The sequence below is a fragment of the Mesorhizobium sp. B2-3-14 genome (assembly GCF_006442175.1).
Classification (GTDB): Bacteria; Pseudomonadota; Alphaproteobacteria; order Rhizobiales; family Rhizobiaceae; genus Mesorhizobium; species Mesorhizobium australicum.
On record NZ_VFVP01000008.1, the window covers coordinates 124,667 to 149,704 of the forward strand.

Sequence of the window (25,038 nt, forward strand, 5' to 3'; positions counted from 1 at the left end):
GAATTCTCTGTCATATGGGGCCTGCCGCATGTCTTTCAAACGCCGCTTTGCCGCAGGTCTGGTCGTTTTCCTCGCCATCTGCGGCGGCATTTCGTCGGCGCGCGCCGCGCCTTTCAAGATCGTCGGCTTCGGTGACAGCCTGATGGCGGGGTACGGCCTTGGCCCGGGCGAGGGCTTTACCGACAAATTGCAGGCAGCACTTCGCGCCAAGGGCCATGACGTCATCGTCGCCAATGCCGGCGTCTCCGGCGACACCTCCAGCGGCGGCCTGGCGCGGCTCGACTGGTCGGTGCCTGAGGGCACGCAGCTGGTGATCCTCGAACTCGGCGCCAACGACATGCTGCGCGGCGTCGCGCCCGACATTACGAAACGGAACCTGGACGAGATGCTAGGCAGGCTCAAAGAGCGCAAGATTGCCGTGCTGCTGGCCGGCATGCGGGCGGCGCCCAATCTCGGGGCCGACTACCAGAGCGCCTTCGACGCCATCTTTGCCGACCTGGCCGGCAAATACGATGTTCCGCTCTACCCGTTCTTCCTCGACGGCGTCGCCGGCCAGCCCGGCCTGCAGCTCGAGGACGGCCTGCATCCGAGTGCTCGCGGCGTCGACCTGATGGTCGAACGCATCCTGCCTACCGTCGAGAAGGCCATGGCGGCGGCGCCAGGCGGATCGTGACGTCGGATGGAACCGGTTCCGCCGCGGAAGCTTTAGATTGCATGTAGATTGCATCCGCGACCAACAAACCACTTGCTCCATTTGATTATCGATGATTCGCTAGGGATGACAGTTTCGATTCGAGGAAGGGAGGCTCTTCATGCCGCGTCTTTTCACCGCCCTCGAAATTCCGCGTGATGCCGCCCTTTCGCTGTCCCTGCTCCGGGGCGGCCTGCCCGGGGCCCGCTGGATCGACGTCGAAAACTACCATCTGACGCTACGCTTCATCGGCGACGTCCAGGGCCATGTCGCCGACGAGATCGCCAACGCGCTCGACCGGGTGCATCGCCCTTCCTTCTCGCTGACCTTGTCCGGTGTCGGCGCTTTCGGCCAGAAGAAGCCGCATGCGGTGTGGGCCGGCGCTTCGCCCTCGCCCGATATGGCGGCTCTTCAGGCCGAAATCGAGCGCATCTGCCAGCGGCTCGGCATTCCCGCCGATCCGCGCAGGTTCATGCCGCATGTGACGCTGGCGCGGCTGCGCAATTCGAGCCCGCTCGACGTCGCCCAATATCTGTCGGCGCGCGGCAATTTCTCGACGCTGCCGTTCCGCATCGGCCGTTTCGTGCTGATGTCGTCGCGCGATTCGGTGGGTGGCGGCCCCTATATTGTCGAGGAGGCATGGCCGCTGTCCGGCGTCGATACGCGTGCCGCCAGCCGTGTCGCCAGCACCTCCGACGCCTCGCGGATCATGCGATAGACCTCGGCAAACGCTTGCTGGTCCTCATAGTAGGGGTCCGGTACATCGCGCGGCCTTCCCTCGGCGAATTCCAGGAACAGGTGGATACGGTCGCGCACCGCCGCCGGCGCCAGCGCCTTCAGGTCGGCGACGTTGGACCGGTCCATGCCGAAGATCAGGTCGAAGCGGTGAAAATCCTCCGGCATGATCTTGCGCGCCCGCTGCCGCGAGATGTCGATGCCATGGTGAGACGCGATGGCGATCGAGCGCGGGTCGGGAGCGGAGCCGACCTCCCAGCCGCTGGTCGCGGCCGAATCGAGCACGATATCGCCGCCATATCCGCGCTCAGCCAGCACGGCGCCAAGGATGCCTTCGGCCAGCGGCGACCGGCAGATGTTGCCGAGGCAGACGAAAAGAATGGAATTTATGGGCTTCGCGATCATGGATCCGGCGCTATGGTGACGACTTCAGCCCAATAGCACGGGAAGCGGACATGACGAGAGAGAAACTGGGCAGGGAGGCCGCCGAAGCAGCGCTCACAGGGCTTGATGGCTGGGCACTGGCGGACGACGGCGCCTCGATCGGCCGCACCTTCACCTTCGCCAATTTCTCCGAAGCCTTCGCCTTCATGACCAGGGTGGCGCTGACCGCCGAGAAGATGGACCACCATCCCGATTGGTCGAATGTCTACAAGACCGTCAGCGTTACCCTGAATACGCATGACGCCGGCGGCGTGACGGCGCTCGACATCGAATTGGCGAAGAAGATGAACCGCTATTTCGGCGGCTGAACACGGGCTGTCCAACGTCCAGGCCCGGCGCGGACCCGGCAAATCGGCGCCCGCATCTTGCAGCCGGGTTAAGCTTTCACCACATTTTGATCGGCGGACGTGCGCTGAGACGCGCATGAGGCCCGCAAGGAGAGATTGATGGCGCAAGAATCCGGTTTTGATTTCTTCGGCTTTGGCGACAAGCTGGCCGGCGAAGGCGAAGTGCGCGAAAAGTTCTGGCGCACGGCCAGGAAGGCCGCTCGGCAGATTCCGTTCATGGAAGATGTCGTCGCTGCCTATTACTGCGCCATGGACAAGAAGACGCCGCTGCGCGCCAAGGGCATATTGGTGGCCGCGCTCGGCTATTTCGTCCTGCCGGTCGACCTCATCCCCGACTTCATCTTCGGTCTCGGCTTCACCGACGACATCGCCGTGCTGACCGCCGCGATCACCGCCGTCAGCGCCCATATCACGCCCGCGCACCGGCAAGCCGCCAAGGACGCCATCGCCGATAAGAGCTGAAGTCCCGCCGGCCGAATCCCGCCGCGACGGCTCGACCGCTGGACAGGGGCGTTCAGCGGCGGGTTAGAAGTCAAACTCTTGCCGTTTTCGTGGCCTCCAAGTCGCCAAAGGGACACCGAGCCGGTCGCTGACAAGGCGGCGGCGCGGAAATGGCGGCGGTTTCCTGGGGTGAAGGTCCTTTTCTCTTGGGAAATTCACCGTTTGGTAACCCAGATTAAATCAAAATGAAGCGACGGCAGGACGCCACGCGGCCCGCCTCCGCACCATTTGGAATACGGGAAAAACGATGCGCGGATTGATTGCACTAGTTTCGAGCCTGGTCCTGGCGGCCTCGGCGGCGCCGGCGCTGGCGCAGCAGGCGACCAAGATCGGCCAGCACAATGCCTGGGGCACCTACAGCTACCAGGCTTCGGGCGGCAAGGTCTGCTACGTGCTGACCGTGCCGACCGACAAGCAGCCGCCGACGCTCGACCATGGCGACATGTTCTTCTTCGTCAGCCAGCGGCCCGGCCAGCAAGTGTCCTATGAGCCTCAGTTCATCGCCGGCTACAATTTCCAGGAAGGTTCCAAGGCCACCGTCACCATCGACAAGAAGAGCTTCTCGATGTTCACGCGCGGCAAATCGGCCTGGGTCGAGAACGCGGCGGAAGAGCCAGTGCTGATCGCCGCGATGAAGACCGGAACCGACATGAAGGTGTCGGCGAAGTCGGGCCGCGGCAATCCCACGAACTATGTCTTCTCGCTTAAGGGCATTTCGGCGGCGCTGTCCTCGATCGCCAAGTGCAAATAGGCTATCTTCGTTTTTGAACCGAAGGCCGGGCCGTAACGCCCGGCCTTTGCTTTTTCAGCCCAGCCCTGATTCCGGTGCGGCCTCCGCCCGCCGCCGCCGGATCGCCTCGGCGATGAACACCCGCGACAGGGCGTGATAAAGCGGCTCGTGCGAGATCAGCCGCGCCGTGCCGTAGCCCAGCATCGAAGCCAGCATCAGGCCGATGACATTGTCGTGATTGCCGGTCATTTCGAGGATGATGACGAAAGCCGTCATCGGCGCTTGCACGACGCCGGCGAAATAGCCCGCCATGCCGAGCAGGGCCGCGACGCCCGCGCTGCTCCCGAACATCAGGCCGAGCGAGCTGCCGATGCCGGCGCCGACCGCCAGCGAGGGCGCGAAGATGCCGCCGGGAATGCCTGAGATCATCGACAGCAGGCCGGCCGCGAATTTCTCGGCAAAGAAGAACCAGGGCAGCGGCATGCCTTCGACCGCGCTGCGCGCCTGCGCGTAGCCGGTGCCGAAGGTCAGCCCGCCCGAGGCGATACCGATCACCGCGACCGCCAGTCCGCAGATCGCGGCCACCAGCAGCGCGCGCCACAGCGGCTGCAGCGCGTTCCAGCGTCGGATACGCCGCGTCGCCTTCAACGCCAGCAACGAGAACAAGGCGCCAAAGCCGCCGCCGATGACGCCGCAGGCGATCACCAGCGGCCAGTCGACGGCAAACGAGATCGTCTCCTTGGACACGCCGAAATACGTGTAGTTGCCGAGCACGCCGAGCGAGGCGAGGCCGGCCAGGATGACCGCGGTCAGCACCAGCCCGTTGGTGCGCGCCTCATAGGTGCGGCCCATTTCCTCGATGGCGAAGACGATGCCGGCGAGCGGGGTGTTGAACGCCGCCGCGATGCCCGCCGCCGAGCCGGCCAGGATCAGGCCGCGCGCCTGCGCCATGCCGCCCCAACGCGCCGCCTGCAGCATCAGCGACGCGCCGACCTGCACGGTCGGTCCCTCGCGGCCGATCGAAGCGCCGCAGAACAGGCCGACAAGGGTGAGCGCGATCTTGCCCGCCACCAGCCTGAGCGACAGGATATGGCTGCGGTCGTCATCGTCGCGCAGGTGACGGGCGGCGATCGCCTGCGGAATGCCGCTGCCTTGCGAGCCCGGGAAGAAGGCGTGCGCCAGCCAGGCGCACAGCACAAAGCCGAGCGGCGTGATGGCCAGCGGCAGATAGAAACGCCAGCCGCCGTCATTGCCGATCACGACATGAAACAGCGCCTGCGCCTTGTCGGCCAGCACGGCAAAGAGCACGCTGATCAAGCCGATCGAGATCGCACCGGCCCAGAACACCAGACGTGGCTGCCAGACGCGGCGCGAGGCCCACATGGCGCGCGAACGCCGCAGCATGGGGTGTTTTCGCGATTGGCCGGCCATGTCTATCCTCGGGGGAAAACCCAGCCCTAACACAGGCATGACGCCGATCAAGTGTGAGTCTGCCGATCGACGGGATCAAAAGCCCACCGTCGCGGTTGTGTCCCTTTGAACAAGGAGCCCGCAGTCATGAGCTATGTCAGATTCGCCGCGATGATCCTGGTTTCCACGGTCCTCATGTACGGGCTCATGTACCTGAACACCTATGCGCTGGATCATGTTTTCTTCAGCCAGACCCGGGTGTGGATGGCCATCGTGATGGGCGCCGCCATGGCCATCGTCATGATCGGCTTCATGTGGGGGATGTACGAGAGCGTGGCCGCGAATGTCGGCATCGTCATCGGCGGCATGCTGGTATTCGCTGGTGCCTTGTGGCTGGTCAGGAGCCAGGAAACCGTGAGCGACGTCTCTTACATGAAGGCCATGATCCCGCACCACTCGATCGCGATCATGACCAGCGAACGCGCCCATATCCGCGACCCGGAGGTGCGAAAGCTGGCGGACGGCATCATCGACGCCCAGGTGCGCGAGATCACGCAAATGAAGCGTCTGATCGCGCGGCTCGACGCCAATCCCGTGGCGGCCGGCGCTCCCGACCTGCCGTCCTACCGAGCCCTCGGGGCCGCGCCGCCACCGCCGGAAACCGACCAGAGCACCGGGATCGATACGCTCTCCATCGACAGGTAGGCGCGGGGATGGACGCGCGGAATATGGAAGCCGCTCGTCCCCGCCGGCCTCCAAGCCGGCGGGAAAATCCTTGCGGGATCGTCACATAGCCATTTTTTCACATTCGGCCTGGGTCTTCTTGGTCGAGGTGTCGATCATGTAGGCTTTGCCCTTGGCGTCGGTCATCATCATCATGCAGTGCTTGATCGGCTTGGCCATCTTCATCATGTCGGCGCCCATCTTCGCGTCCGGCGTCATGGTGCCCATATGCCCGTCGGGCATGATCGCCGTCACTTGCCCGCCTTTCATCATGCTCATGGTGCCCATCGTGTCCTCGGCAAACGCCTGCGAGGCGCAAAGAGCGGCGAAGCCGGCAACGACGGCGAGCTTGATCGATTTCATCCTGCATACTCCCATTCTGTAGGGGCACAGTTGCCCCATTCAGGGTTCGAAGGCGCGATGGGGATCGTTACGCCAACACGACTAAGTGATCGCCGCCAACGACATCGCGTCCCCCGGCGGCGATCGTCCTTCACGGGGACGGTGGCGATCGGGACACCGACGGCGGACCCCAGTTTGGCGTGCACGGCATGACTTCGCGCTCAACCTGTGCTATGCGCCGCGCTTCATATCGGGCCGATGGATGAAATCGGCCGCAAACCGCTTATATCTGTGCAACCATGACCCTTTCACTCGACCTTACCGCCGAAGGCGCCCGTGACGCCTTGCGCGGCCGTGCCGCGCGGACCGAAAAGCCATCGCTGATCGGCCTCACGCGGACGGAACTCGCCGCCGCTCTTGTCGAATCCGGCACCGTGCCGGAGCGCCAGGCAAAGATGCGCGCCCAGCAGCTCTGGCACTGGATGTATGTGCGTGGCGTTTCCGACTTCGCCGGCATGTTCAACATCTCCAAGGATCTGCGCGCCGAACTCGACAAGCATTTCACCGTCGCCCGGCCCGAGATCGTCGAGGAGCAGATTTCCGCCGACGGCACGCGAAAGTGGCTGTTCCGCTTTCCGCCCCGCGGCGCCGGCCGGCCGGTCGAGATCGAGACCGTCTATATCCCCGAGGAAGGCCGTGGCACGCTCTGCATCTCCTCGCAGGTCGGCTGCACGCTGACCTGTTCGTTCTGCCACACCGGCACGCAGAAGTTGGTGCGCAACCTGACCGCGGAAGAAATCCTGGCGCAGTTGCTCACCGCGCGCGACCGGCTCGGCGACTTCCCCGACCGCGACACGCCGGATGGCGCCATCGTGCCGGCCGAGGGCCGGAAAGTGTCCAACATCGTCATGATGGGCATGGGCGAGCCGCTCTATAATTTCGAGGCGGTGAAGAAGGCGCTGCTGATCGCCTCCGACGGCGACGGCCTGTCCCTGTCGAAGCGTCGCATCACGCTGTCGACCTCCGGCGTCGTGCCCGAGATTTTCCGCACCGGCGAGGAGATCGGCGTCATGCTGGCGATCTCGCTGCATGCGACGAATGACGATCTGCGCGACCTTCTGGTGCCGATCAACAAGAAGTATCCGCTGAAGGAGCTGATCGCCGCCTGCCGCGCCTATCCCGGCCTCTCCAACGCCAAGCGCATCACCTTCGAATATGTGATGCTGAAGGACGTCAACGATTCCATCGAGGACGCCAAGGGGCTGATCAAGCTGCTCAAGGGGATTCCGGCCAAGATAAACCTGATCCCGTTCAACCCGTGGCCGGGTACCAACTACCAGTGCTCGGACTGGGAGACGATCGAGAAGTTCGCCGACTACATCAACAATGCCGGCTATGCCTCGCCGATCCGCACGCCACGCGGCCGCGACATCCTGGCCGCCTGCGGCCAGCTGAAGTCGGAATCGGAACGCATGCGCAAGGTCGACCGGCTGGCGCTGGAAGCCATGATGATCGCGGGGCACGGCGAGGTGTGAGCCGTCTCGCCGCCGGCCTCACACGCTTCGCCATGATCGCAGTCGGCTACCTCGCCGCCGTGCTGACCTCAATCCTGGTGCCGGTACTGCTGATCGTTCTTCTGGCAGGGATCGAGGACGGCAACTGGTCGATCATTTTCACATTCGACTGGCTGGCCTCCTTCCCGCTCGCCGTGTTGACCGTGGCGATCTGCGCGCTGCTGATCGTCGGCCCGGCGATCTTCGTCGCCGAACGGCTGGCGCTGCGAGGATGGTTCTACTTCGCCGTCACGGGCGCGGTCACGTCGATCGCCTTTGGTGTTTTTGTGCCGGGCTCCGCCGGAGGCTTCGTTTTCAATCCGGGCTTCCTGGGTTTTCTGGCCGCCGCCGGCATTGCCGCCGGCTGGGTCTACTGGCTTCTGGCCGGACGCAGCTCCGGTCGTCTCACGGGCAGTGATCCCCGATGAACCGTCTCGTCGCCTGCATCGTGCGCTTCGCCATCATCCTATTCGGTTATGCCATCGCCTCGCTGGCGGCGAGCGCCTTCCTCAACATCCTGTTCCTGGCCTCGCTCGGCTACGCGCCGGCGCAAGCGCATCCGGCGGCAACGGCATCGCTCTATTTTTCAATTCCCTTCGTCGCCCTGTTCGTCGCCTATTTCGGCTTCATGCCGGCGGCGATCATCATCCTGATTGCCGAAATCCTCGGCCGGCGCGACTGGTTGTTCTACGCGCTCGCCGGCGCGGTGGTAGCGGGGGTTTTCCTCGGCCTCGTCGACAATGTCCGCGATTCCCCTTTCGCGGTCACCGAAGCCAGCGCCATCATGGCGGTGCTCGGTGGCGGCATGGTCGGTGGGATCTTCTATTGGCTTGCCGCCGGGCGCTGGGCGGGAAGCTGGCGGAAGGTCTCTACTTTGCCTGAGCCGTCAGAATCTTGAGCGCGAACGCCGAGAACACGCCGGCGAAGAGATAGTCGACCACCCGCGTCACACGGGGGCTGGCTTTCATCGCCGCCGAGAATTTTTCCGCCGCCAGCACCATCGGTACCGTCACCGGGATCGACAGCACGATGAACATGGAGCCGAGGAAGAACAGCTTCCCCGGCGCGTTCGGATCGTGCGCGGAGACGAATTGCGGCAGGAAGGTCATGAAGAACAGGATGATCTTCGGGTTGAGCAAATTGACGCCGAGTCCCGCCGCCCAGCTGCGCAACAAGGAAATCCGCGGGCCGGTCTTCTTTTCCGGCGAGAAAGCCGAGCCCTTGGCGATCGCCTGCCAGGCGAGGAAGACGAGATAGCCGGCGCCAAAGATCTTCAGCACGAAAAAAGCCATCGGCGAGGCGACGATCAGCGCCGAGACGCCGACCACCACCAGCGTGGTGTGGATCAGCGTGCCGCACAGCGCGCCGGCCATCGAGGCAAAGCCGGTGGCGCGGCCCTGGCTCAGCGTGCGCGACACGAACAGCGTCATGTCGGGGCCTGGCGTGATCGCCAGGATCACGGTGGCGATGGCGAACTGGATCAGCGTGGTGGTGTCGGGAATGAAGGACATGGCAGGCCCCGGGGGAACGCGTCGGCTATACAGGACCCGTCTCGCCGGCGCCAGATGGGGCCAGCGCGTCCTCCGGTGGAGTGGAGCGGTTCGGCCAGTTTCGCCAGCTTACATTTCGCCAGCTTACAGGCGGCGGTCTTGAGCGCCTGGTAACCGGCGGCATGGCCCCGGGATCGGTCCTCCCGATCAAGCCCGGCGTCGTACTGCCGCGCTGGATCAGCAACCTTGCGCCGCGTGCGCTTGCTCGCTTTGCCGTTCCTGCTAAAAGGCGCTCCGACAATCCGTGACGCCTTGCCTCAGGCGTCCACCTTTCGACGGAGCAGAAATGTCCAAGATCAAAGACGTCAAGAAGGTCGTGCTCGCCTATTCCGGCGGCCTCGACACATCCATCATTCTGAAATGGCTGCAGACCGAACTCGGCGCCGAAGTCGTCACCTTCACCGCCGATCTCGGCCAGGGCGGCGAACTGGAGCCGGCGCGCCGCAAGGCCGAGATGATGGGGATCAAGGACATCCGCGTCGTCGACGTACGCGAGGAATTCGTCGCCGACTTCGTCTTCCCTATGTTCCGCGCCAACACCGTCTATGAAGGCACCTATCTCCTGGGCACCTCGATCGCGCGGCCGCTGATCTCCAAGCACCTGGTCGAGATCGCCAGGGAAACCGGCGCCGACGCCATCGCGCATGGCGCCACCGGCAAGGGCAACGACCAGGTCCGTTTCGAGCTTTCGGCCTATGCGCTCAACCCCGACATCAAGGTCATCGCGCCGTGGCGCGACTGGTCGTTCAAATCGCGCACCGACCTGATGAACTTCGCCGAACAGCACCAGATCCCGGTGCCGAAGGACAAGAGGGGCGACGCACCGTTCTCCGTCGACGCAAATCTGCTGCACTCGTCCTCCGAGGGCAAGGTGCTGGAAGACCCATGGAGCGAGCCGCCGGAATTCGTGCACCAGCGCACCGTGTCGCCGATGGACGCGCCGGATGCCGTCACCGAGATCGAGATCGAATTCCTGAAGGGCGACCCGGTCGCGCTCAACGGCAAGAAGCTGTCGCCGGCCACCATGCTGGCGGCGCTCAACGATCTCGGCCGCGACAATGGCGTAGGCCGGCTCGACCTGGTCGAGAACCGTTTCGTCGGCATGAAATCGCGAGGCGTGTATGAAACGCCGGGCGGCACCATCCTGATCGTGGCCCATCGCGCCATCGAATCGATCACGCTCGACCGGGGTGCCGCGCACCTCAAGGACGAGTTCATGCCGCGCTACGCGGAGCTCATCTACAACGGCTTCTGGTTCTCGCCCGAGCGCCTGATGCTGCAGGCGATGATCGACAAGAGCCAGGAAGACGTCGAAGGCACGGTGCGGCTGAAGCTCTACAAGGGCAATGTCATGGTCACCGGCCGCAAGTCTGGGAAGACGCTCTATTCCGACGCGCTGGTCACCTTCGAGGACGACCGTGGCGCCTATGACCAGAAGGACGCCGCCGGCTTCATCCGCCTCAATGCGCTGAGGCTGCGGACATTGGCCGCGCGCAACCGCAACAGCTAGACGGAATGCGCTGTCTCGGTCGATGCCCGGTGCCGCTGCTCTTTCTGGCGGCGCCGGTCATGGCTGGGGACTTCGCGCCCACCTCCCTGGACCTCGCCGCCCTCATCGAATGCAGGGCCGATCTGCCGGCGTATAATGGTCTTGCCCTCTGGCTGGGCGGTGAGCCGGACGCGGCGCAGACCCTTGGCTGGAAGGAGGTCGCTTCCGGCAATCCCTTCCTGCGGCAGTATCGATTGTCGGCCCCGGTCCATGTCTTCGGGCGCGAGACCGCGACGATCGTCTTTACCGCGACAGGGCCGATGGCCGTGCTTGATGGCATCGCCGCGCCGGACCTCGCCCGCCAGCTCGACGTCCCGGCGACGGTCTCGACGCCGGACAAGTTCCTCGGCGAGAAGGTCATGGCCGAAAGCAGCGAGGACGCCGGCGGCGTGAGCCTTGCCACGCGCATCACGCTCAACGTCTCGACCGTCGAGTCCCACCCCGGCAGGACGCTGGCCGGCTGTTCCTATGCGCTCGACGTGAAATGAAACCCGGCGCGGTGGCCGGGTTTTTCGTTCAATGGCCGTGCGGATCGATCAATCAGCGTCGATCGCGGTGGCGATGCGGGCGATGGCCTGCTGATAGACGCTTGCCGAATTCCAGCCGGCGATCGCGCCCATATTCGACTGCGCGCTGGCGCCAGCCCGCCAGCCGTGACCCTTGAGGAAGTTGGCGGTGGAGGCCAAAGCGATCGCCTTGTCGCGCAGGTTTCCGCTGCCTACCGCATACTTCAAGACATTTCCGGGCAGGAACTGCGTGTGGCCGATCTCGCCATGCATGGCGCCGACCGACGAGGCGGTCAACGCTCCGCGATCAACCAGCTTCAGGGCCGCGATGGCATGCGGGTGAAAATAGTCGGGCCGGCGGCAATCATAGGCAAGCGTCACAATGGCGGAGACTGTGTTCTGGTTGCCCATGGAAGCACCGAAGCCGGTTTCCATGCCCCAGATGGCGAGCAGCACGCCCGGCGACACGCCGTAGTTGGCTTCAATCTGGTTGAACAGCGCTGCGTTCGACTTCTTCAGCGAACGGCCCTTGGAGATGATCGCCGACCCGCCGCGGCGTTTCATGAAATCGTCCACCGAGCCGCTGAAAGCCTTGTGGATGGCGCGGTCGGCGGAGATCGTCCTTGTTGCGTAGGTCGCGCCGGCCAGAGCGGCCAGACCCCTCGACCCGACACCTTCGGACTTGGCCTCGGCGGCGAAGTCCTGTTTCCAGGCGTCGAAGCCGGCGCCGGTCTTGCCGCAGCTGGCCGCCGCTTGCGCGCCGGTTGCCAGCCCCAGCACCGCCACCACCGCCGCCGCTAAAATCCTACCCTTGGCACGAAATGCCATGTTGTTCTCCTGGTTGCCTGATTCACGTCCCGTTTGCGAATTTGCCAGCGAAACGCGCATTTGTCACCGTCTGTGGCGCGATGCTGGCGAATGCCGGGGAATTTGCCTACGATCAAGTGATTATTATGGCGAGTGTCAGGCATGAAAGACGCTGATGCCGCCCATGGACCGGGGCAGGCGCGCCTGGACCGGCGAAGCAAAATAGTCGCGCTGGACCGCGGAACACCGGCCGGTGGTTCGCGTTTGGGCACGGGCCGCCATGATCCCTTCCTATGAATCATGCATCCCTTTCAGATGAATCATACATCCCTTCTGACGAATTGAGACCGAGATGAAACTTTTCGACTGCCCGCATTGCGGCCACCGTCTCTATTTCGAGAATGCCCAGTGCCTGAACTGCAGCAGTCTCGTGCTCTATGATCCCGAGGGCGCGCGCTTTGTCTTGTCCGGCGTCGACGGCGCGATCCAGTGCACCAATGCCGATGAATGCGCCTGCAACTGGATGGCCGAGCCGGGACAGGTCTTCTGCCGGGCCTGCGTGCTGAACCAGCTGATCCCGGATCTCTCGGTCGATGGCAATCGCCGCCGCTGGATTCGCGTCGAGGCGGCGAAGAAGCGCGCCATCTATTCGCTGCTCGCCTTCGGCCTGCCGGTGGCGCCCAAGCAGAGCCCGACGGACGAGATCGGGCTGGCCTTCGACTTCCTCGCCGATCCGATCGGCGGCGGCCCGGGCGGCGAACGGATTCTCACTGGTCACGACAACGGCCTGATCACGCTGAACGTCGCCGAAGCCGATTCAGCCGAGCGCGAAAAACGTCGCGTCCAGATGGGTGAGAATTACCGCACGCTGCTCGGCCATTTCCGCCACGAGCTCGGCCACTATTACTGGGACCGCCTGATCCGCGACGATCCGCAAAGGCTGGAAGCGTTCCGCGCCTTGTTCGGCGACGAGCGTGCCGACTACGAACAGGCGCTGAAGGCTTATTACGCCAATGGCGCGGCACCCGACTGGCAGCAAGACCACATCTCGGCCTACGCCACCTCGCATCCGTGGGAGGACTGGGCCGAGACCTGGGCCCACCACCTGCACATTACCGACACGCTGGAGATGGTCCATGCGCTGAACTTCCCGCTCGGCCGGCTGGAGACGGTGGAGACGAACGAACTGCCGCGGGGCGATACCGGGGGCGAGCCGCAGGCAGCACCCTCGGAGCCCGCCAACACACCCGAGCCCTTCGACAAGATCCTTGCCCGCTGGCTGGTGCTGTCGGAAGCCTCCAATTCGATCAACCGCTGCATGGGCCTACCCGACCTCTACCCCTTCGTCATTTCGGACGCGACCGCGCGGAAACTGGCGTTCGTACACGATCTTCTGACCGGCTTGCCGATGGAGGCCGGAACAAATCGTGAGTTGGCTCGCGCATTTTAGCCGGAACGCATGCGCTGCTGTCCCGTTGTCACCGCCGAGGGACTGTGAAACGGAGAGAACCCATGAAATCCTTATTGTTTCCCGCAATAGCCGGGATGCTGACCGCAATGTCGGGCGCGGCATTGGCCGATACCGCTGTCTCGGCAGTCACCGATCTCAACGTGCGTGCCGGTCCCGGCCCGCAATATCCTGTCATTGGCGTTCTCGCCGCAGGCCAGTCGGCGACGCTCAACGGCTGCATCGAAAACAGCAAATGGTGCACCATCGCCGAAGCTGGCGGCCAGGGCTGGGTCTATTCCGACTACGTCACCGCCGATTTCGGCGGCAGCCGCGTGGTGCTGACGCAGCGCCGCTCCGCCGTTGCCGTGGTCTCGCCGCCGGACGACATCGGCAACTATTCGACCGACTATACCGGTGCGATCATTTCCAGCGATCCGGTGGTTGGCGACTTTCCAGCGCCGCCGGCCGCGGTACGGACCTATGTCGACACCCATCGCCTCGACCCCGTCTATCTCGACGGCGAGGTGGTCACCGGCGCGACCCTGCCCGATACGGTCGAGCTGCGCGAAATTCCTGACTACAACTACCGCTACGTCTATGTGAACGGCCAGCGGGCGCTGATCGATCCGCAGACACGGCGCATCATGTACGTCGTGCGTTGACGCGATGCCGGCGGTCGCCGAAGCGGCCGCCGGCGAAACCTGGATTGGCGACCGCGGCAGGCTGGCCCGCGCCTGCGTTCCGGGGCAATCGGAGTGCGCGTATTCCTGCTGATATCGATTCCGGTTCCCGAAACCATCAGCTGGATCAAGCAGCGATGGATTGGGATCGAGGACAAGCGTGACGATCGACGACACTGCCTTCGAGCGCTATCGCAACACGCCGACCGCCAGGACGACCTTGCCGCGCCTGTTGCTGGGAACGCTGATCGTCGTCCTGTTCTGGGGCGCCACCACCGCGGCCGTGCTGTTCGGTGGCACCCATGTTTACTTCGCCTGGCAGGGGGCGGCGGCTTCGCCATACGGCATTGAAGGTTTTCTCGCCTCGCCCATCGGCATCCTCTGCGCGCTCGCCTCTTTCGCGGGGATCTGGATCGGCCTGTGGATCGTGATGCGCTGGGTGCATGGCGAGCCGCTGTCGGCGCTGCTTGGCGCCGGCCGCCGCGTAGCGCGACCGGACTTCCTCAAGGGGCTGATCGCGGTGCTGATCACCTCGGCCTTGTCCGAAATCCTGTTCTATCTGCTGCAGCCCGGCATTGCGCGCGGCACGATCAGCCTGTCGTCATGGCTGCTGTTCGCGATCCCGATCGCCGCGCTCACCTTGCTGCAGACTTCGTCGGAGGAGGTGCTGTTTCGCGGCTACCTGCTGCGTGGCCTGGCCAATCGGTTCAGAAGCCCGTGCGTCTGGGCGCTGCTGCCCGGCCTGCTGTTCACCTCGCTGCACTGGAGCGGCGGTTCGTCGGCCGCCATCAACGCCAGCGTGCTGGTGTCGATCGCTGCCTTCGCACTGCTTCTGACGCTCGTGGTCTACGCCACCGGCAATCTCGGCGCGGCCCTTGGCGCTCATCTTGGCAACAACCTCACCGGCTTCCTGCTGATCTCGCATCAGGAGAGCTACAATTCCTTCGCCTTGTTCACCGCAAAGCCGCTCGAAGGGCCGGGCTGGATGATATCGGATGCGATCCTCATTGCGCTCATCGGTATTGCCTGCAGCCTGCTGACGATTGTCTTGCTGCTGCATCCGCGCTCGCCGCTGAAGGTCACGGCCGAGGTTCCAAACGCCGTGGGTGCTGCTTGATCGCTGCCCGGAAAACATCGCAACACCGGCCTTGCCTTGACTCTCGCGCCAAATTCCTGTCTACAGCCCACCAATTCCGCGACGAGTATCCCTCCGAGCAAGCCGACCAGGATGCCGAAACCTCTTTGAGGCCGAGTGCTGTAAACAGATCCTGGAGGCCAACACCCGGCAGCGCTGTGCGCCCCCGGGTGCTTTTTGGTTTTGGGCTTTTGCTTGGACTGGCTTTTGCTTGGAGACTGGGCGCGAACGCATTACCTCTCGGGCACCATCCGGTGCCAGGGAAAAGGAAAACGAATGTTTGAATCGCTGCAGGAGCGTCTTGGCTCCATCCTGAACGGCCTGACCGGCCGCGGCGCGCTGTCGGAGGCTGATGTCTCGGCAGCGCTGCGCGAGGTGCGCCGTGCGCTGCTCGAGGCCGACGTGGCGTTGGAAGTGGTGCGATCCTTCACCGACAAGGTGCGCGAGAAGGCCGTCGGCGCCGCGGTGCTGAAGTCGATCAAGCCGGGGCAGATGGTCGTCAAGATCGTCCATGACGAGCTGGTCGACATGCTCGGCGCCGAGGGTGTCGCCATCGACCTCAACGCACCGGCCCCGGTCGTCATCATGATGGTCGGCCTGCAGGGCTCCGGCAAGACCACCACTTCGGCCAAGATCGCCAAGCGGCTGACCGAGCGGCAGAACAAGAAGGTCCTGATGGCCTCGCTCGACACGCGGCGTCCGGCCGCGCAGGAGCAGCTGCGCCAGCTCGGCGAGCAGGTCAAGGTGGCGACGCTGCCTGTTATCGCAGGCCAGAACCCGGTCGATATCGCCAAGCGCGCCGTGCAGGCGGCCAAGCTCGGCGGCCATGACGTCGTCATCCTCGACACCGCCGGCCGCACCCATATCGACGAGCCGCTGATGGTCGAGATGGCCGACATCAAGAAGGTGTCGAGCCCGCACGAGATCCTGCTGGTCGCCGATTCGCTGACCGGCCAGGACGCCGTCAACCTGGCGAAGAGCTTCGACGAGCGCGTCGGTATCACCGGCCTGGTGCTGACCCGCATGGACGGCGACGGCCGTGGCGGTGCCGCGCTGTCGATGCGCGCCGTCACCGGCAAGCCGATCAAGCTGATCGGCACCGGCGAAAAGATGGACGGGCTGGAGGAATTCCACCCCAAGCGCATCGCCGACCGCATCCTGGGCATGGGCGACATCGTCAGCCTGGTCGAAAAAGCCGCCGAGAACATCGATGCCGAGCAGGCGGCGGCGATGGCCAAGAAGATGCAGTCGGGCAAGTTCGACCTGAACGACCTCGCCCAGCAGCTTCAGCAGATGTCGAAGATGGGCGGCATGGGCGGCATCATGGGCATGATGCCCGGCATGGGCAAGATGAAGGACCAAATGGCCGCCGCCGGCCTCGACGACAAGATGTTCGGTCGCCAGCTCGCCATCATCTCCTCAATGACGAAGGCCGAGCGCGCCAATCCCGACATTCTCAAGCACTCGCGCAAGAAGCGCATCGCCGCTGGCTCCGGCACCGATGCCGCCGAGATCAACAAGCTCCTGAAGATGCATCGCGGCATGGCCGACATGATGAAGGCGATGGGCGGCAAGGGCAAAGGCGGTGGCCTGATGCGTGGCATGATGGGTGGCCTTGCCTCCAAGATGGGCCTCGGCGGCATGATGCCCGGTGGCGGAATGGGCGGCATGATGGGCGGCGGCATGCCCGATCTGTCGAAGATGGACCCCAAGCAGCTCGAAGCCTTGCAGAAGCAGGCGCAGGCCGCCGGCCTCGGCGGCATGAAGGGCCTGCCCGGCGGTCTTCCCGGCGGCGGCTTGCCCGGCCTGCCCGGCGGCATGAAGCTTCCCGGCCTTGGCGGCGGTGGCGGCCTGCCCGGTCTCGGCAAGAAAAAGTGAGGACGCTATGAACGAAGAAAAGGACATGGCCGACGCCCGCACCATCCTGGCCGGCTACCGCGCCTCGATCGACAACATCGACGCGGCCCTCATCCACATGCTCGCCGAGCGCTTCCGCTGCACCAAGGCGGTTGGCGTGCTGAAGGCCGAGCATGGCCTGCCGCCGGCCGACCCGGCGCGCGAGCAGCAGCAGATCGCCCGCCTGCGCCAGCTGGCGCATGACGCGCATCTCGACCCGGATTTCGCGGAGAAATTCCTCAACTTCGTCGTCCGCGAAGTGATCCGGCACCACGAACAGATCGCCGCTGCCAACGGCGTGACGAAAACGGGTTGAAGAAACCCTGACTTATCAAACGAAATCAGAGCTTTTAGGAGAAAAGAAATGGCACTGAAGATCAGACTGGCCCGTGCGGGCTCGAAGAAGCGTCCTTACTACCACGTCGTCGTTGCCGACGCCCGTTCGCCTCGCGACGGCCGGTTCATCGAGTCGCTCGGCTCGTGGAACCCGCTGCTGCCGAAGGACGGCGAGCGCATCAAGGTCGACGCCGACCGCGTCAAGCATTGGCTGTCGCACGGCGCCCAGCCGACCGACCGCGTGCTGCGCTTCCTCGATGAGGCCGGCCTCGCCAAGCGCGAAGCCCGCTCCAACCCGAAGAAGGCCGAGCCCGGCAAGAAGGCGCAGGAACGCGCCGCCCTGCTGAAGAAGGCCCAGGAAGACGCCGCTGCCGCCGTCGCCTCGGCCGCTGCCGCACCGGCCGAAGCGGAAGCCGCTACCGCGGAGTAATCGCTTCCTATTCATTGCGGGAACAAAACGGCGGGTCAAAAGCCCGCCGTTTTGTTGTTTGCATTTGTCACTCACCTGCCCTTTGCTGTTTCATTGGAAAGCTTCTGATTTCCGGCTGAGGATCGGATGGACGAACGGGCAGTCGCGGAGGAAATCCTGTCCGGCTTCGTCGCCGGAACCCTGTTGCGATGCCCCGAGGCCACGACAGGTGTCGTGGTGCTGAGCGGATCGAGCGGCCGCGTCGACGTCGGGCGCGCCAGGCTGTTTGCCGATGTGGGCGTCTCTGCCCTTGCCCTCCGGTGGTTTGGCGGCCAAGACCAGATCCCAGGCATATGCGAATCCCCCTGGAGATTTTTTTCGCCGCGACCGACCGTCTTGTCGGTTTGGGATGCCGGCGTATCGTTTATGTCGGCACGTCCAAAGGTGCCGAGGCGGCCTTGCTCGTGGCGGCGCATGACCCGCGCATCGACGCCGTTGTCGCGATCAGCCCGACATCGGTGGTCTGGGGAAACATCGGGCCGGGCCGCGACGGCGTCAGCTGGCCCGAGCGGTCGTCGTGGACACTCAAGGGACTGCCGTGCCCCTTTGTTCCAGCCGACCCAAATTGGAAAGCAAGCTACGTCGATGGCCTCGTGTCCTACCGAGGGCTTTTCGAACACTGCCTGACCGCTTTCAAGGAGGAGGCCGACAGGGCCGCCATTCCCGTCGAGGAAATTTCGGCGACGGTCATGCTGATCGCGGGCGGCGACGACGCGCTGTGGCCGTCCCTGGAATTTGCCGCGTCGATTGTCCAGCGTCGGCAAGACGCCGGAAAGGCCACGCGCCTGGTTTCGGCCCCCGGCGCCGGCCACCGCATCGTCCTGCCTGGCGAAACCACCCCGCGCTCAAGCTCGCATGCGCATGGCGGCAATGACCGCGCCGATGCGGATCTGGGACGGGACGCCTGGCGATACATTCAGGATCTGTTGTAGCGCGGCTCGCGGCGGCGGCTGTCTCAAGCGAGTCGCGGTCAATTCATCGATCGAAAACGGCGGGTAAAAACCCCGCCGTTTTGCTCTTCATGTTTGGACTGAGGCCGATCAATAACCGCTTGGGCAGCGATCGACATAGACCCGACCATGGCGATCGCGGTACCGGCATTGGCCGCTTTCGCTGGCATGGCCGATCAGCGCGCCGGCCACGGCGCCGACCGCACCGCCGACAACAGCGCCCTGCACCGGATCTCCGGCCACGGCCGCGCCAACCGCAGCACCGCCCAGGCCGCCCACGGCAGCCCCTTTTTCCGTTTGCGAACATGCACCCAGTGCCGTCGTCAGCACCAGAATGGTCAGTATTTTCTTCATTTGTCGTTCCTCTCACACGCGGATCGCCGTCTTGCCGCCAAGTGCTTAACTCTCAGACGGCTAATTTGATCCCGAGGAGAACGAAGATCGCGACGCCGCTCGCCCAAACAGACCGCATCGGCGGTATCGCCACCCGATGGCGTGCAGGCGAAGTGGACGCTGTTCTTGGCTCGGAACAGCTATCGGCTGAACGGGATCAGCGCACGAACCCTGGGGTCGCGCAGATAGAGGCCGCCCCATAGGATGATGCCGAGATAGACGCCGAACAGCATGTGCGAGAACAGCGGATTGCCGATGCGCGCATTGGTGGCGATGGCGCCGCCCATATAGGCGGTGAGCAGGAGGGCGCCGAGCACGGAGGTGCGCGGCAGCGCGTAGAGCGCGGTCGAGACCAGGCCGATGACGCCCAGCATGCGCGCGACGTTGGGATCGGCTGGCCACCCAAGCGGCACCATCGTCTGGGTGACCACGTCGAGCGGCGGCAGCTTGATGGCGCCGTCGAAGATCATGAACAGGACGATGAGGCCGCTGAGCGCCCGGCCGGTCCACAGGGCGCCAGCCGAGACGGGCGCGGTTTGAGAAATGCTCATTGGGTGTCCTCCTGATGGTCAGCCCCTTTTTCGGTGGGTCGAACCAAGGACGTTCCATGAGGCGTCGATCCGACAAATGTTCGGATTTTTGACGATGCGGCGTTACGAAAGATAGAACTTTTCGGCCGACAGCATCTTTGGTGGCGTCTCGCCCAAGGCCTCGAACACCGAGATTTCGCAGACCCGGCACAGGCCGTCGAGCGCGAGGTCGTTGGCTTCGGTGCCAAACGGATCCTCAAGCTCTTCCGAAAGCGCGTCGAGGCCGAAGAAAGTGTAGGCGATCAGCGCCGTGAACAATGGCGTTGCCCAACCGGTGGTCGAGATCAGGCCAATCGGCAGCAGCAGGCACACGATATAGGCCGTGCGGTGCACCAGCAGCGTGTAGGCGAAGGGTAAGGGCGTGCCGGCGATCCGCTCGCAGCCGGCCTGGATGGCGGTGATTGACGCCAGCCTCTCATCCAGAATGCGGAAACCGATCGTGTCGAGGTCGCCAGCCCGGCGCTGCGCATTGGCACGGCGGCCCATGCGCCTGACCATCTCGTCCGCCGGATTGGCGAAACTAGCGGCCGTCCCGGCTTCAGCCTCGATGAAGGCATGGACCTCCTTGACGCTGTCGATCTTGCGCAACTGGCCGCGCAGAAAATGACAGAAGGCCAGCGCTTCCATCAGCAGGGCGCGCTGCTCGGCCCGATCGGGAATGAGGCTTGTCGTGGCGCGGGCCAGATTGCGGATTTCGAAGACCAGCGCGCCCCACAGTTTGCGCGCCTCCCACCAGCGATCATAGGCGGCGTTGTTGCGAAACGACAGATAGATCGACAAGGTCACGCCCACCAGTCCGAAAGGCGTGATGTTGAAGACGCCGAGATCGAGCTGGAACCGGCGTGCCACGACGAGGATGACCGCCGAATAGATCGCGAAGCCGAAAATCTGCGGCAGGATGCGTGGCACCACCGAACCGCGCATGATGAAGAACAGCTGCAGGAAGGTGGGGCGCGGACGAACGATCATTCGGGAGCCTTTCACGGACCGGCGTCGGCCCTCAGCTCCTGTATTGTGCGATGCGGCCGTCATGCAAGCCCGGCCGCCGCCGACATTGCCATGTCGTCCGTGTGTCGACTACCGGTGTGTGCTGTTTGCGGATATTGAGAAGCTGCTGCCGTCCCGATGCAGGCGAGAAAAAATGACGGGCGAGACCGATCTGAGCACTCTGTTGGCGTCGATGACGCCGGAACTGCGCGATGGCATCTATGTCTTCGCCACGCTGCCGCCTGGCGTTCCACAGCCCGAAGGCCTCGAACCGGTCATGGCGTTTCGGGAGCGCGAAGGCACGACGCTGATCGTGACGGAGGAAGCCGCCCGGAGCACGGAACTGACCGCCTCGTTCCGCTGCCGGATGATCACGCTGAACGTCCACTCATCGCTGGAAGCCGTCGGCTTCCTCGCCGCCATCACCGCGCGCCTCGCCGCCGCCGGCATGGGCGTCAATCCGGTCTCGGGTTTTTACCACGACCATCTGTTCGTGCCGGCTGGGCGGGCGGAGGAGGCGATGGCGGTGCTGCGCGAACTGGCCAGGAATAGCGCGGGCTGAAAAATGGGGCAGAGCGGCTAATCTCATGAGTCGGCAGCGCCAAAATTAGCAAGGCCGGCGCCGCCCCTCATCCGCCCGCCGGCACCTTCTCCCCGTATGGTGACGGGGTGAAGAGAGCCAACGGCCGGAGGCCGAGCCCGCGACGGCGGGCCGCCGGTCGTCCGGCGCCCTCGCGGAGGGCCAGCCGCGGCAGCGGCGATACGGCCCGTGAGCGGGATTAAGCCGCCTTCTTCTTCGGCTGGATAAGGCCGCGCTCTACCAGGAGCTCGGCGATCTGCACGGCGTTCAGCGCCGCGCCCTTGCGCAGATTGTCGGAGACGATCCACATCGACAGGCCGTTGTCGATGGTCGAATCCTCGCGGATGCGCGAGATGAAGGTGGCGTCCTCGCCGGCCGATTCCAGCGGCGTGATGTAGCCGCCATCCTCGCGCTTGTCTAAGACCTGGCAGCCCGGCGCATCACGCAGGATGTCGCGCGCCTCATCGGCGGTGATCGGCTTCTCGAACTCGATGTTGACCGCTTCCGAATGGCCGATGAACACCGGCACGCGCACGCAGGTCGCCGTCAGCTTGATCTTGGGATCGAGCATCTTCTTGGTCTCGGCGACCATCTTCCATTCTTCCTTGGTAAAACCGTCATCGAGGAAGACGTCGATATGCGGGATGACGTTGAAGGCGATGCGCTTGGTGAACTTCTTGACGTCGACGCTGTCGGCGACGAACACCGCACGCGTCTGCGTGAACAGCTCGTCCATGCCTTCCTTGCCGGCGCCGGACACCGACTGGTAGGTGGCGACGACGACGCGCTTGATGGTGGCGAAATCATGCAGCGGCTTCAGCGCCACGACGAGCTGCGCCGTCGAGCAATTCGGGTTGGCGATGATGTTCTTGCGTGTGAACAGCGAGATCGCGTCCGGGTTAACCTCGGGCACGATCAGCGGCACGTCCTGGTCGTAACGGAAGGCCGACGAATTATCGATGACGACGCAGCCCTGCTTGCCGATCTTCGGCGACCATTCCTTGGAGACATTGCCGCCGGCCGACATGATGCAGATGTCAGTGTCGGAAAAATCATACTGGTCGAGCGGCCTGACCTTCAGCGTGCGGTCGCCGAACGACACTTCCGTGCCCATGCTGCGCCGCGAGGCGAGCGCCACGACTTCGCTCACTGGAAAGCCGCGCTCTTCCAGGATGTTGAGCATTTCCCGGCCCACATTGCCCGTGGCGCCGACTATCGCAACCTTGAAACTCATAAAAATCTCCTGTCCCTCTCCGCTTGGTTTTTGGAGAAAACCCGCCGGCCAAGTGCGGGTTCCGTCCCCCGGGCCGGACCCGGGAGAGGGTGGTTAGGCCAAGGGAATCACACCGTTTTGGTGGTGGTTTTGGTGGTTTTCTTGGCCAAGAATGGGGTTTTGCCGGAACGAGGCGACGCAGAGACGCGCCCGGCCCAATGGTTCGCATTGAGGCTGGGGGCATCGAATGCAAGAAGAGCCATCAAAAGGCCGCGCATCGAAAAACGATCCCGTTCGAAGCGGGCTTTTACGCGGTTTGCGGCAGGAGTCAATTGGCGGTACGCCGCATAGCCTTCACGGCACCCTGTACAAGAAGGGCGGCAGGAAGTACGAACGGCCAAGATTGTTTGGCTGGCGCCGCCAGCCCCCCGGCATGTGCTCCATGATGAGCGCAGAACCCTGAATTCCGAAAGAACGAGATGTCCAACTTCGATGGTATTGTTCCCGCGCTGGCACAAGCGCTGGAAAAACGCGGTTATTCCGACCTGACACCGGTGCAGAAGGCGGTGCTGGAGCTCGGCCAGGCCGACGCGCTGGTGTCGGCGCAGACCGGCTCGGGCAAGACCGTCGCCTTCGGCCTTGCGATGGCGCCGACGCTGCTCGACGGCGCGGAACGTTTCGGCCCGGCAGCGGCCCCGCTGGCATTGGCGGTGGCGCCGACACGCGAACTGGCGCTGCAGGTGACGCGCGAGCTCGAATGGCTCTATGAGCCAACCGGCGCCACGGTGGCGTCCTGCGTCGGCGGCATGGATATGCGCACCGAACGGCGCGCGCTGGAGCGCGGCGCCCATATCGTCGTCGGCACGCCCGGCCGGCTGCGCGACCACATCACGCGGCATTCGCTCGACATGTCGACGCTGAAGGCCGTGGTTCTCGACGAGGCCGACGAGATGCTCGACCTCGGCTTTCGCGAGGACCTCGAATTCATCCTCGATGCCGCACCGGCCGAGCGCCGGACGCTGATGTTCTCGGCCACCGTGCCGCGCTCCATCGCCACGCTCGCACAGGGCTATCAGCGCGATGCCGTGCGCATCTCGGCCGCCGGCGAGGAAAAGCAGCATCTCGACATCGAGTATCGGGCGCTGAATGTAGCCCAGGCCGACCGCGAGAACGCCATCATCAACGTGCTGCGCTTCTATGAGGCCAAGAACGCGCTGGTGTTCTGCAACACGCGCGCCGCCGTCAACCATCTGACCGCACGCTTCAACAACCGCAATTTTTCCGTCGTGGCGCTCTCGGGTGAACTCAGCCAGAACGAACGCAGCCACGCGCTGCAGGCGATGCGCGACGGCCGCGCGAAAGTCTGCATCGCCACCGACGTCGCGGCGCGCGGCATCGACCTGCCCAATCTCGAGCTGGTGATCCACGCCGACCTGCCGACCAATCCCGAAACGCTGCTGCACCGAAGCGGCCGCACGGGACGTGCCGGGCGCAAGGGCGTCAGCGCGCTGATCGTGCCTAACAGCGCCCGCAGGCGCACCGAGCGGCTGCTGCAAAGCGCCAAGCTGACGGCGACCTGGGCGAGCCCGCCCTCGGCCGACGACGTGATGCGGCGCGACGACGAGCGCATTCTTGCCGACCCGGCTTTCGACGAACCGGTCAAGGATGACGAGCGCGAGTTCATCGATGCGCTTCTTAGCCGGCATGGCGCCGAACAGGTGGCGGCCGCCTTCGTGCGCCAATGCCGCGCCAGCCGCTCGGCGCCCGAGGATCTCATGGACGTCGCGCCTTTCACGCCATCGCGTGAAAGAGCGGCGGGCGAAAAGTTCGCTCATCGCGACGAGGCGCCCAGCCGCCGCGACGATTTCGGCGACAGCGTCTGGTTCTCGCTGTCGGTGGGGCGCCGCCAGAATGCCGAGCCGCGCTGGCTGATCCCGATGCTGTGCCGTGCCGGCAGCATTTCCAAGCGCGAGATCGGCGCCATCAAGATGCAGCCGGAAGAGACGTTCGTGCAGATCGCCGCCGACTGGGCGGAGCGCTTTCTCGCCGCGATCGGTCCCGACCGCAAATTGCAGGGCAACATCGTGGTCAAGCGGCTGGACGGCACGCCGGACCTGTCGCGGGCCGGCTATCAGCCGCCGAGCCCGGACAAGAAGCCGCATCGCGGCAAGGCGCCGTTCGACCCGAACGCGCCGAAGCGCAAATTCGAGAAGCGCGCACCGGCTTCAGTCGACCAGCGTCCGGCCACCACGCATGAGGCAAAGCCGTGGGCGAAGAAGCCGGGCAAGCCGAAATTCGACAACGCCGGTCCGCCAAAAAACAAGAAGACGAAGAAGCGGCCTTCGTAGGAATCCAGACTGGCCGCGCTCTGCTTCAGGCCGGCCCGGATGGCCGCCGCCCAGCTTGCCGACGCCAGTGTCGGCCGGTGCTGCCTGGCGATGTGTCCGGCCAGGGACGCACGGCAGGCATCG

Annotated in this window: 29 protein-coding genes and 1 pseudogene; 20 read left to right on the top strand and 10 right to left on the bottom strand. The window is 64.5% G+C overall.

Annotated elements, in window-relative coordinates; genetic code table 11:
- The first annotated feature begins 28 nt into the window (after positions 1-28).
- Together FJ950_RS20675 and thpR are read left to right on the top strand one after the other, a co-directional pair.
- A complete protein-coding gene (locus FJ950_RS20675) occupies positions 29-673 on the top strand; it encodes an arylesterase (protein ID WP_015314939.1) in 645 nt (214 codons plus the stop codon).
- Positions 674-812: 139 nt separating this feature from the next.
- The gene (gene thpR, locus FJ950_RS20680; RefSeq protein ID WP_140618242.1) at positions 813-1,409 is read left to right on the top strand and encodes an RNA 2',3'-cyclic phosphodiesterase; all 597 of its coding nucleotides are present in this window, start codon (positions 813-815) and stop codon (positions 1,407-1,409) included.
- Here thpR and FJ950_RS20685 read toward each other — a convergent pair.
- Positions 1,313-1,831, bottom strand: a complete 519-nt coding sequence (locus tag FJ950_RS20685) for a low molecular weight protein-tyrosine-phosphatase (RefSeq protein WP_015314941.1) — start codon at positions 1,829-1,831, stop codon at positions 1,313-1,315. The genes thpR and FJ950_RS20685 overlap by 97 nt on opposite strands.
- 50 nt (positions 1,832-1,881) lie before the next feature.
- Here FJ950_RS20685 and FJ950_RS20690 point away from each other — a divergent pair, with 50 nt between their 5' ends.
- From FJ950_RS20690 to FJ950_RS20700, 3 genes are all read left to right on the top strand, one after another.
- The gene (locus FJ950_RS20690; protein ID WP_015314942.1) at positions 1,882-2,178 is read left to right on the top strand and encodes a 4a-hydroxytetrahydrobiopterin dehydratase; all 297 of its coding nucleotides are present in this window, start codon (positions 1,882-1,884) and stop codon (positions 2,176-2,178) included.
- Between the two features lie 138 nt (positions 2,179-2,316).
- Complete coding sequence (locus tag FJ950_RS20695) at positions 2,317-2,679, top strand: YkvA family protein (RefSeq protein WP_015314943.1); 363 nt, start codon at positions 2,317-2,319, stop codon at positions 2,677-2,679.
- Positions 2,680-2,965: 286 nt separating this feature from the next.
- Positions 2,966-3,469, top strand: coding sequence for an invasion associated locus B family protein (locus FJ950_RS20700; protein WP_015314944.1), 504 nt, complete (start codon positions 2,966-2,968; stop codon positions 3,467-3,469).
- 54 nt (positions 3,470-3,523) lie between these two features.
- On the opposite strand, the gene FJ950_RS20705 is transcribed toward FJ950_RS20700, so the two are convergent.
- Positions 3,524-4,879, bottom strand: a complete 1,356-nt coding sequence (locus tag FJ950_RS20705) for a chloride channel protein (RefSeq protein WP_140618244.1) — start codon at positions 4,877-4,879, stop codon at positions 3,524-3,526.
- A gap of 126 nt (positions 4,880-5,005) precedes the next feature.
- On the opposite strand from FJ950_RS20705, the gene FJ950_RS20710 reads away from it, so the two are divergent.
- The gene (locus tag FJ950_RS20710) at positions 5,006-5,563 is read left to right on the top strand and encodes a DUF305 domain-containing protein (protein ID WP_015314946.1); all 558 of its coding nucleotides are present in this window, start codon (positions 5,006-5,008) and stop codon (positions 5,561-5,563) included.
- Positions 5,564-5,644: 81 nt separating this feature from the next.
- Here FJ950_RS20710 and FJ950_RS20715 read toward each other — a convergent pair whose 3' ends face one another.
- Positions 5,645-5,944, bottom strand: a complete 300-nt coding sequence (locus FJ950_RS20715) for a hypothetical protein (protein ID WP_140618246.1) — start codon at positions 5,942-5,944, stop codon at positions 5,645-5,647.
- A gap of 278 nt (positions 5,945-6,222) precedes the next feature.
- Here FJ950_RS20715 and rlmN point away from each other — a divergent pair, with 278 nt between their 5' ends.
- The 3 genes from rlmN to FJ950_RS20730 are packed head-to-tail and all read left to right on the top strand — an operon-like array spanning position 6,223 to position 8,374.
- Positions 6,223-7,458 (top strand): 23S rRNA (adenine(2503)-C(2))-methyltransferase RlmN, encoded by a 1,236-nt coding sequence (gene rlmN / locus FJ950_RS20720; protein ID WP_140618248.1) that lies wholly within the window; start codon positions 6,223-6,225, stop codon positions 7,456-7,458.
- Entirely contained in the window at positions 7,455-7,904 is a 450-nt protein-coding gene (locus tag FJ950_RS20725; protein ID WP_140618250.1) for a hypothetical protein, read from the top strand. Before rlmN ends, FJ950_RS20725 begins: the two co-directional genes overlap by 4 nt.
- Positions 7,901-8,374 carry a hypothetical protein gene (locus FJ950_RS20730; RefSeq protein ID WP_140618252.1) on the top strand — a complete coding sequence of 158 codons (474 nt, stop codon included), beginning with the start codon at positions 7,901-7,903 and terminating at the stop codon, positions 8,372-8,374. Before FJ950_RS20725 ends, FJ950_RS20730 begins: the two co-directional genes overlap by 4 nt.
- Here the strand turns inward: FJ950_RS20730 and FJ950_RS20735 are convergent.
- A complete protein-coding gene (locus FJ950_RS20735) occupies positions 8,346-8,987 on the bottom strand; it encodes a LysE family translocator (RefSeq protein ID WP_015314951.1) in 642 nt (213 codons plus the stop codon). The two genes, FJ950_RS20730 and FJ950_RS20735, sit on opposite strands and share 29 nt — an antisense overlap.
- 325 nt (positions 8,988-9,312) lie before the next feature.
- Here FJ950_RS20735 and FJ950_RS20740 point away from each other — a divergent pair, with 325 nt between their 5' ends.
- Both FJ950_RS20740 and FJ950_RS20745 read left to right on the top strand, forming a co-directional pair.
- Positions 9,313-10,536, top strand: a complete 1,224-nt coding sequence (locus tag FJ950_RS20740; RefSeq protein WP_140618254.1) for an argininosuccinate synthase — start codon at positions 9,313-9,315, stop codon at positions 10,534-10,536.
- A gap of 5 nt (positions 10,537-10,541) precedes the next feature.
- A complete protein-coding gene (locus tag FJ950_RS20745; RefSeq protein ID WP_140618256.1) occupies positions 10,542-11,063 on the top strand; it encodes a hypothetical protein in 522 nt (173 codons plus the stop codon).
- A 48-nt stretch (positions 11,064-11,111) separates the two neighbouring features.
- Here the strand turns inward: FJ950_RS20745 and FJ950_RS20750 are convergent, their stop codons facing one another.
- Positions 11,112-11,909, bottom strand: a complete 798-nt coding sequence (locus FJ950_RS20750; RefSeq protein ID WP_015314954.1) for a lytic transglycosylase domain-containing protein — start codon at positions 11,907-11,909, stop codon at positions 11,112-11,114.
- Positions 11,910-12,240: 331 nt separating this feature from the next.
- Here FJ950_RS20750 and FJ950_RS20755 point away from each other — a divergent pair, with 331 nt between their 5' ends.
- From FJ950_RS20755 to rpsP, 6 genes are all read left to right on the top strand, one after another.
- Positions 12,241-13,338 carry a putative zinc-binding metallopeptidase gene (locus FJ950_RS20755; protein WP_140618257.1) on the top strand — a complete coding sequence of 366 codons (1,098 nt, stop codon included), beginning with the start codon at positions 12,241-12,243 and terminating at the stop codon, positions 13,336-13,338.
- A gap of 62 nt (positions 13,339-13,400) precedes the next feature.
- Positions 13,401-14,000 carry a DUF1236 domain-containing protein gene (locus tag FJ950_RS20760; RefSeq protein ID WP_015314956.1) on the top strand — a complete coding sequence of 200 codons (600 nt, stop codon included), beginning with the start codon at positions 13,401-13,403 and terminating at the stop codon, positions 13,998-14,000.
- Between the two features lie 178 nt (positions 14,001-14,178).
- Complete coding sequence (locus tag FJ950_RS20765; RefSeq protein WP_140618259.1) at positions 14,179-15,135, top strand: type II CAAX endopeptidase family protein; 957 nt, start codon at positions 14,179-14,181, stop codon at positions 15,133-15,135.
- 294 nt (positions 15,136-15,429) lie between these two features.
- On the top strand, positions 15,430-17,031 hold the full coding sequence (gene ffh, locus FJ950_RS20770) for a signal recognition particle protein (protein ID WP_140618261.1): 1,602 nt from the start codon (positions 15,430-15,432) through the stop codon (positions 17,029-17,031).
- Positions 17,032-17,038: 7 nt separating this feature from the next.
- Positions 17,039-17,365 carry a chorismate mutase gene (locus tag FJ950_RS20775; RefSeq protein ID WP_015314959.1) on the top strand — a complete coding sequence of 109 codons (327 nt, stop codon included), beginning with the start codon at positions 17,039-17,041 and terminating at the stop codon, positions 17,363-17,365.
- A 48-nt stretch (positions 17,366-17,413) separates the two neighbouring features.
- Positions 17,414-17,815: a 30S ribosomal protein S16 gene (gene rpsP, locus FJ950_RS20780; RefSeq protein ID WP_023774471.1), complete on the top strand. Its 402-nt coding sequence runs from the start codon at positions 17,414-17,416 to the stop codon at positions 17,813-17,815.
- A 90-nt stretch (positions 17,816-17,905) separates the two neighbouring features.
- Here the strand turns inward: rpsP and FJ950_RS29860 are convergent, their stop codons facing one another.
- Positions 17,906-18,130: a hypothetical protein gene (locus tag FJ950_RS29860; protein WP_246681360.1), complete on the bottom strand. Its 225-nt coding sequence runs from the start codon at positions 18,128-18,130 to the stop codon at positions 17,906-17,908.
- Between FJ950_RS29860 and FJ950_RS20785 the strand changes: the two are divergent.
- Positions 18,032-18,786, top strand: a pseudogene (locus FJ950_RS20785) (acyl-CoA thioester hydrolase/BAAT C-terminal domain-containing protein). The gene FJ950_RS29860 and the pseudogene FJ950_RS20785 overlap by 99 nt on opposite strands.
- A 108-nt stretch (positions 18,787-18,894) precedes the next feature.
- Here the strand turns inward: FJ950_RS20785 and FJ950_RS20790 are convergent.
- From FJ950_RS20790 to FJ950_RS20800, 3 genes are all read right to left on the bottom strand, one after another.
- Entirely contained in the window at positions 18,895-19,158 is a 264-nt protein-coding gene (locus tag FJ950_RS20790; RefSeq protein ID WP_015314961.1) for a YMGG-like glycine zipper-containing protein, read from the bottom strand.
- Positions 19,159-19,337: 179 nt separating this feature from the next.
- A complete protein-coding gene (locus FJ950_RS20795; RefSeq protein ID WP_140618262.1) occupies positions 19,338-19,748 on the bottom strand; it encodes a DoxX family protein in 411 nt (136 codons plus the stop codon).
- A 102-nt stretch (positions 19,749-19,850) separates the two neighbouring features.
- A complete protein-coding gene (locus FJ950_RS20800; RefSeq protein WP_140618264.1) occupies positions 19,851-20,756 on the bottom strand; it encodes a bestrophin family ion channel in 906 nt (301 codons plus the stop codon).
- A gap of 172 nt (positions 20,757-20,928) precedes the next feature.
- On the opposite strand from FJ950_RS20800, the gene FJ950_RS20805 reads away from it, so the two are divergent.
- A complete protein-coding gene (locus FJ950_RS20805; RefSeq protein ID WP_140618266.1) occupies positions 20,929-21,336 on the top strand; it encodes an ACT domain-containing protein in 408 nt (135 codons plus the stop codon).
- A gap of 217 nt (positions 21,337-21,553) precedes the next feature.
- On the opposite strand, the gene FJ950_RS20810 is transcribed toward FJ950_RS20805, so the two are convergent.
- Positions 21,554-22,588 (bottom strand): aspartate-semialdehyde dehydrogenase, encoded by a 1,035-nt coding sequence (locus FJ950_RS20810; protein WP_023774477.1) that lies wholly within the window; start codon positions 22,586-22,588, stop codon positions 21,554-21,556.
- A 458-nt stretch (positions 22,589-23,046) separates the two neighbouring features.
- Here FJ950_RS20810 and FJ950_RS20820 point away from each other — a divergent pair, with 458 nt between their 5' ends.
- On the top strand, positions 23,047-24,915 hold the full coding sequence (locus tag FJ950_RS20820; RefSeq protein WP_140618269.1) for a DEAD/DEAH box helicase: 1,869 nt from the start codon (positions 23,047-23,049) through the stop codon (positions 24,913-24,915).
- The last annotated feature ends 123 nt before the right edge of the window (positions 24,916-25,038 follow it).

Excerpts from the sequence above, each read along its gene's own strand:
- FJ950_RS20790 (WP_015314961.1), bottom strand. The coding sequence starts at position 19,158 with ATGAAGAAAATACTGACCATTCTGGTGCTGACGACGGCACTGGGTGCA.
- FJ950_RS20675 (WP_015314939.1), top strand. The coding sequence starts at position 29 with ATGTCTTTCAAACGCCGCTTTGCCGCAGGTCTGGTCGTTTTCCTCGCC.
- FJ950_RS20730 (WP_140618252.1), top strand. The coding sequence starts at position 7,901 with ATGAACCGTCTCGTCGCCTGCATCGTGCGCTTCGCCATCATCCTATTC.
- FJ950_RS20735 (WP_015314951.1), bottom strand. The coding sequence starts at position 8,987 with ATGTCCTTCATTCCCGACACCACCACGCTGATCCAGTTCGCCATCGCC.
- FJ950_RS20745 (WP_140618256.1), top strand. The coding sequence starts at position 10,542 with ATGCGCTGTCTCGGTCGATGCCCGGTGCCGCTGCTCTTTCTGGCGGCG.
- FJ950_RS20715 (WP_140618246.1), bottom strand. The coding sequence starts at position 5,944 with ATGAAATCGATCAAGCTCGCCGTCGTTGCCGGCTTCGCCGCTCTTTGC.
- FJ950_RS20750 (WP_015314954.1), bottom strand. The coding sequence starts at position 11,909 with ATGGCATTTCGTGCCAAGGGTAGGATTTTAGCGGCGGCGGTGGTGGCG.
- FJ950_RS20710 (WP_015314946.1), top strand. The coding sequence starts at position 5,006 with ATGAGCTATGTCAGATTCGCCGCGATGATCCTGGTTTCCACGGTCCTC.
- FJ950_RS20805 (WP_140618266.1), top strand. The coding sequence starts at position 20,929 with ATGACGGGCGAGACCGATCTGAGCACTCTGTTGGCGTCGATGACGCCG.
- thpR (WP_140618242.1), top strand. The coding sequence starts at position 813 with ATGCCGCGTCTTTTCACCGCCCTCGAAATTCCGCGTGATGCCGCCCTT.
- FJ950_RS20820 (WP_140618269.1), top strand. The coding sequence starts at position 23,047 with ATGTCCAACTTCGATGGTATTGTTCCCGCGCTGGCACAAGCGCTGGAA.
- rlmN (WP_140618248.1), top strand. The coding sequence starts at position 6,223 with ATGACCCTTTCACTCGACCTTACCGCCGAAGGCGCCCGTGACGCCTTG.
- FJ950_RS20690 (WP_015314942.1), top strand. The coding sequence starts at position 1,882 with ATGACGAGAGAGAAACTGGGCAGGGAGGCCGCCGAAGCAGCGCTCACA.
- FJ950_RS20775 (WP_015314959.1), top strand. The coding sequence starts at position 17,039 with ATGAACGAAGAAAAGGACATGGCCGACGCCCGCACCATCCTGGCCGGC.
- FJ950_RS20755 (WP_140618257.1), top strand. The coding sequence starts at position 12,241 with ATGAAACTTTTCGACTGCCCGCATTGCGGCCACCGTCTCTATTTCGAG.
- FJ950_RS20800 (WP_140618264.1), bottom strand. The coding sequence starts at position 20,756 with ATGATCGTTCGTCCGCGCCCCACCTTCCTGCAGCTGTTCTTCATCATG.
- rpsP (WP_023774471.1), top strand. The coding sequence starts at position 17,414 with ATGGCACTGAAGATCAGACTGGCCCGTGCGGGCTCGAAGAAGCGTCCT.
- FJ950_RS20795 (WP_140618262.1), bottom strand. The coding sequence starts at position 19,748 with ATGAGCATTTCTCAAACCGCGCCCGTCTCGGCTGGCGCCCTGTGGACC.
- FJ950_RS20695 (WP_015314943.1), top strand. The coding sequence starts at position 2,317 with ATGGCGCAAGAATCCGGTTTTGATTTCTTCGGCTTTGGCGACAAGCTG.
- FJ950_RS20700 (WP_015314944.1), top strand. The coding sequence starts at position 2,966 with ATGCGCGGATTGATTGCACTAGTTTCGAGCCTGGTCCTGGCGGCCTCG.
- FJ950_RS20760 (WP_015314956.1), top strand. The coding sequence starts at position 13,401 with ATGAAATCCTTATTGTTTCCCGCAATAGCCGGGATGCTGACCGCAATG.
- ffh (WP_140618261.1), top strand. The coding sequence starts at position 15,430 with ATGTTTGAATCGCTGCAGGAGCGTCTTGGCTCCATCCTGAACGGCCTG.
- FJ950_RS20705 (WP_140618244.1), bottom strand. The coding sequence starts at position 4,879 with ATGGCCGGCCAATCGCGAAAACACCCCATGCTGCGGCGTTCGCGCGCC.
- FJ950_RS20740 (WP_140618254.1), top strand. The coding sequence starts at position 9,313 with ATGTCCAAGATCAAAGACGTCAAGAAGGTCGTGCTCGCCTATTCCGGC.
- FJ950_RS20685 (WP_015314941.1), bottom strand. The coding sequence starts at position 1,831 with ATGATCGCGAAGCCCATAAATTCCATTCTTTTCGTCTGCCTCGGCAAC.
- FJ950_RS20810 (WP_023774477.1), bottom strand. The coding sequence starts at position 22,588 with ATGAGTTTCAAGGTTGCGATAGTCGGCGCCACGGGCAATGTGGGCCGG.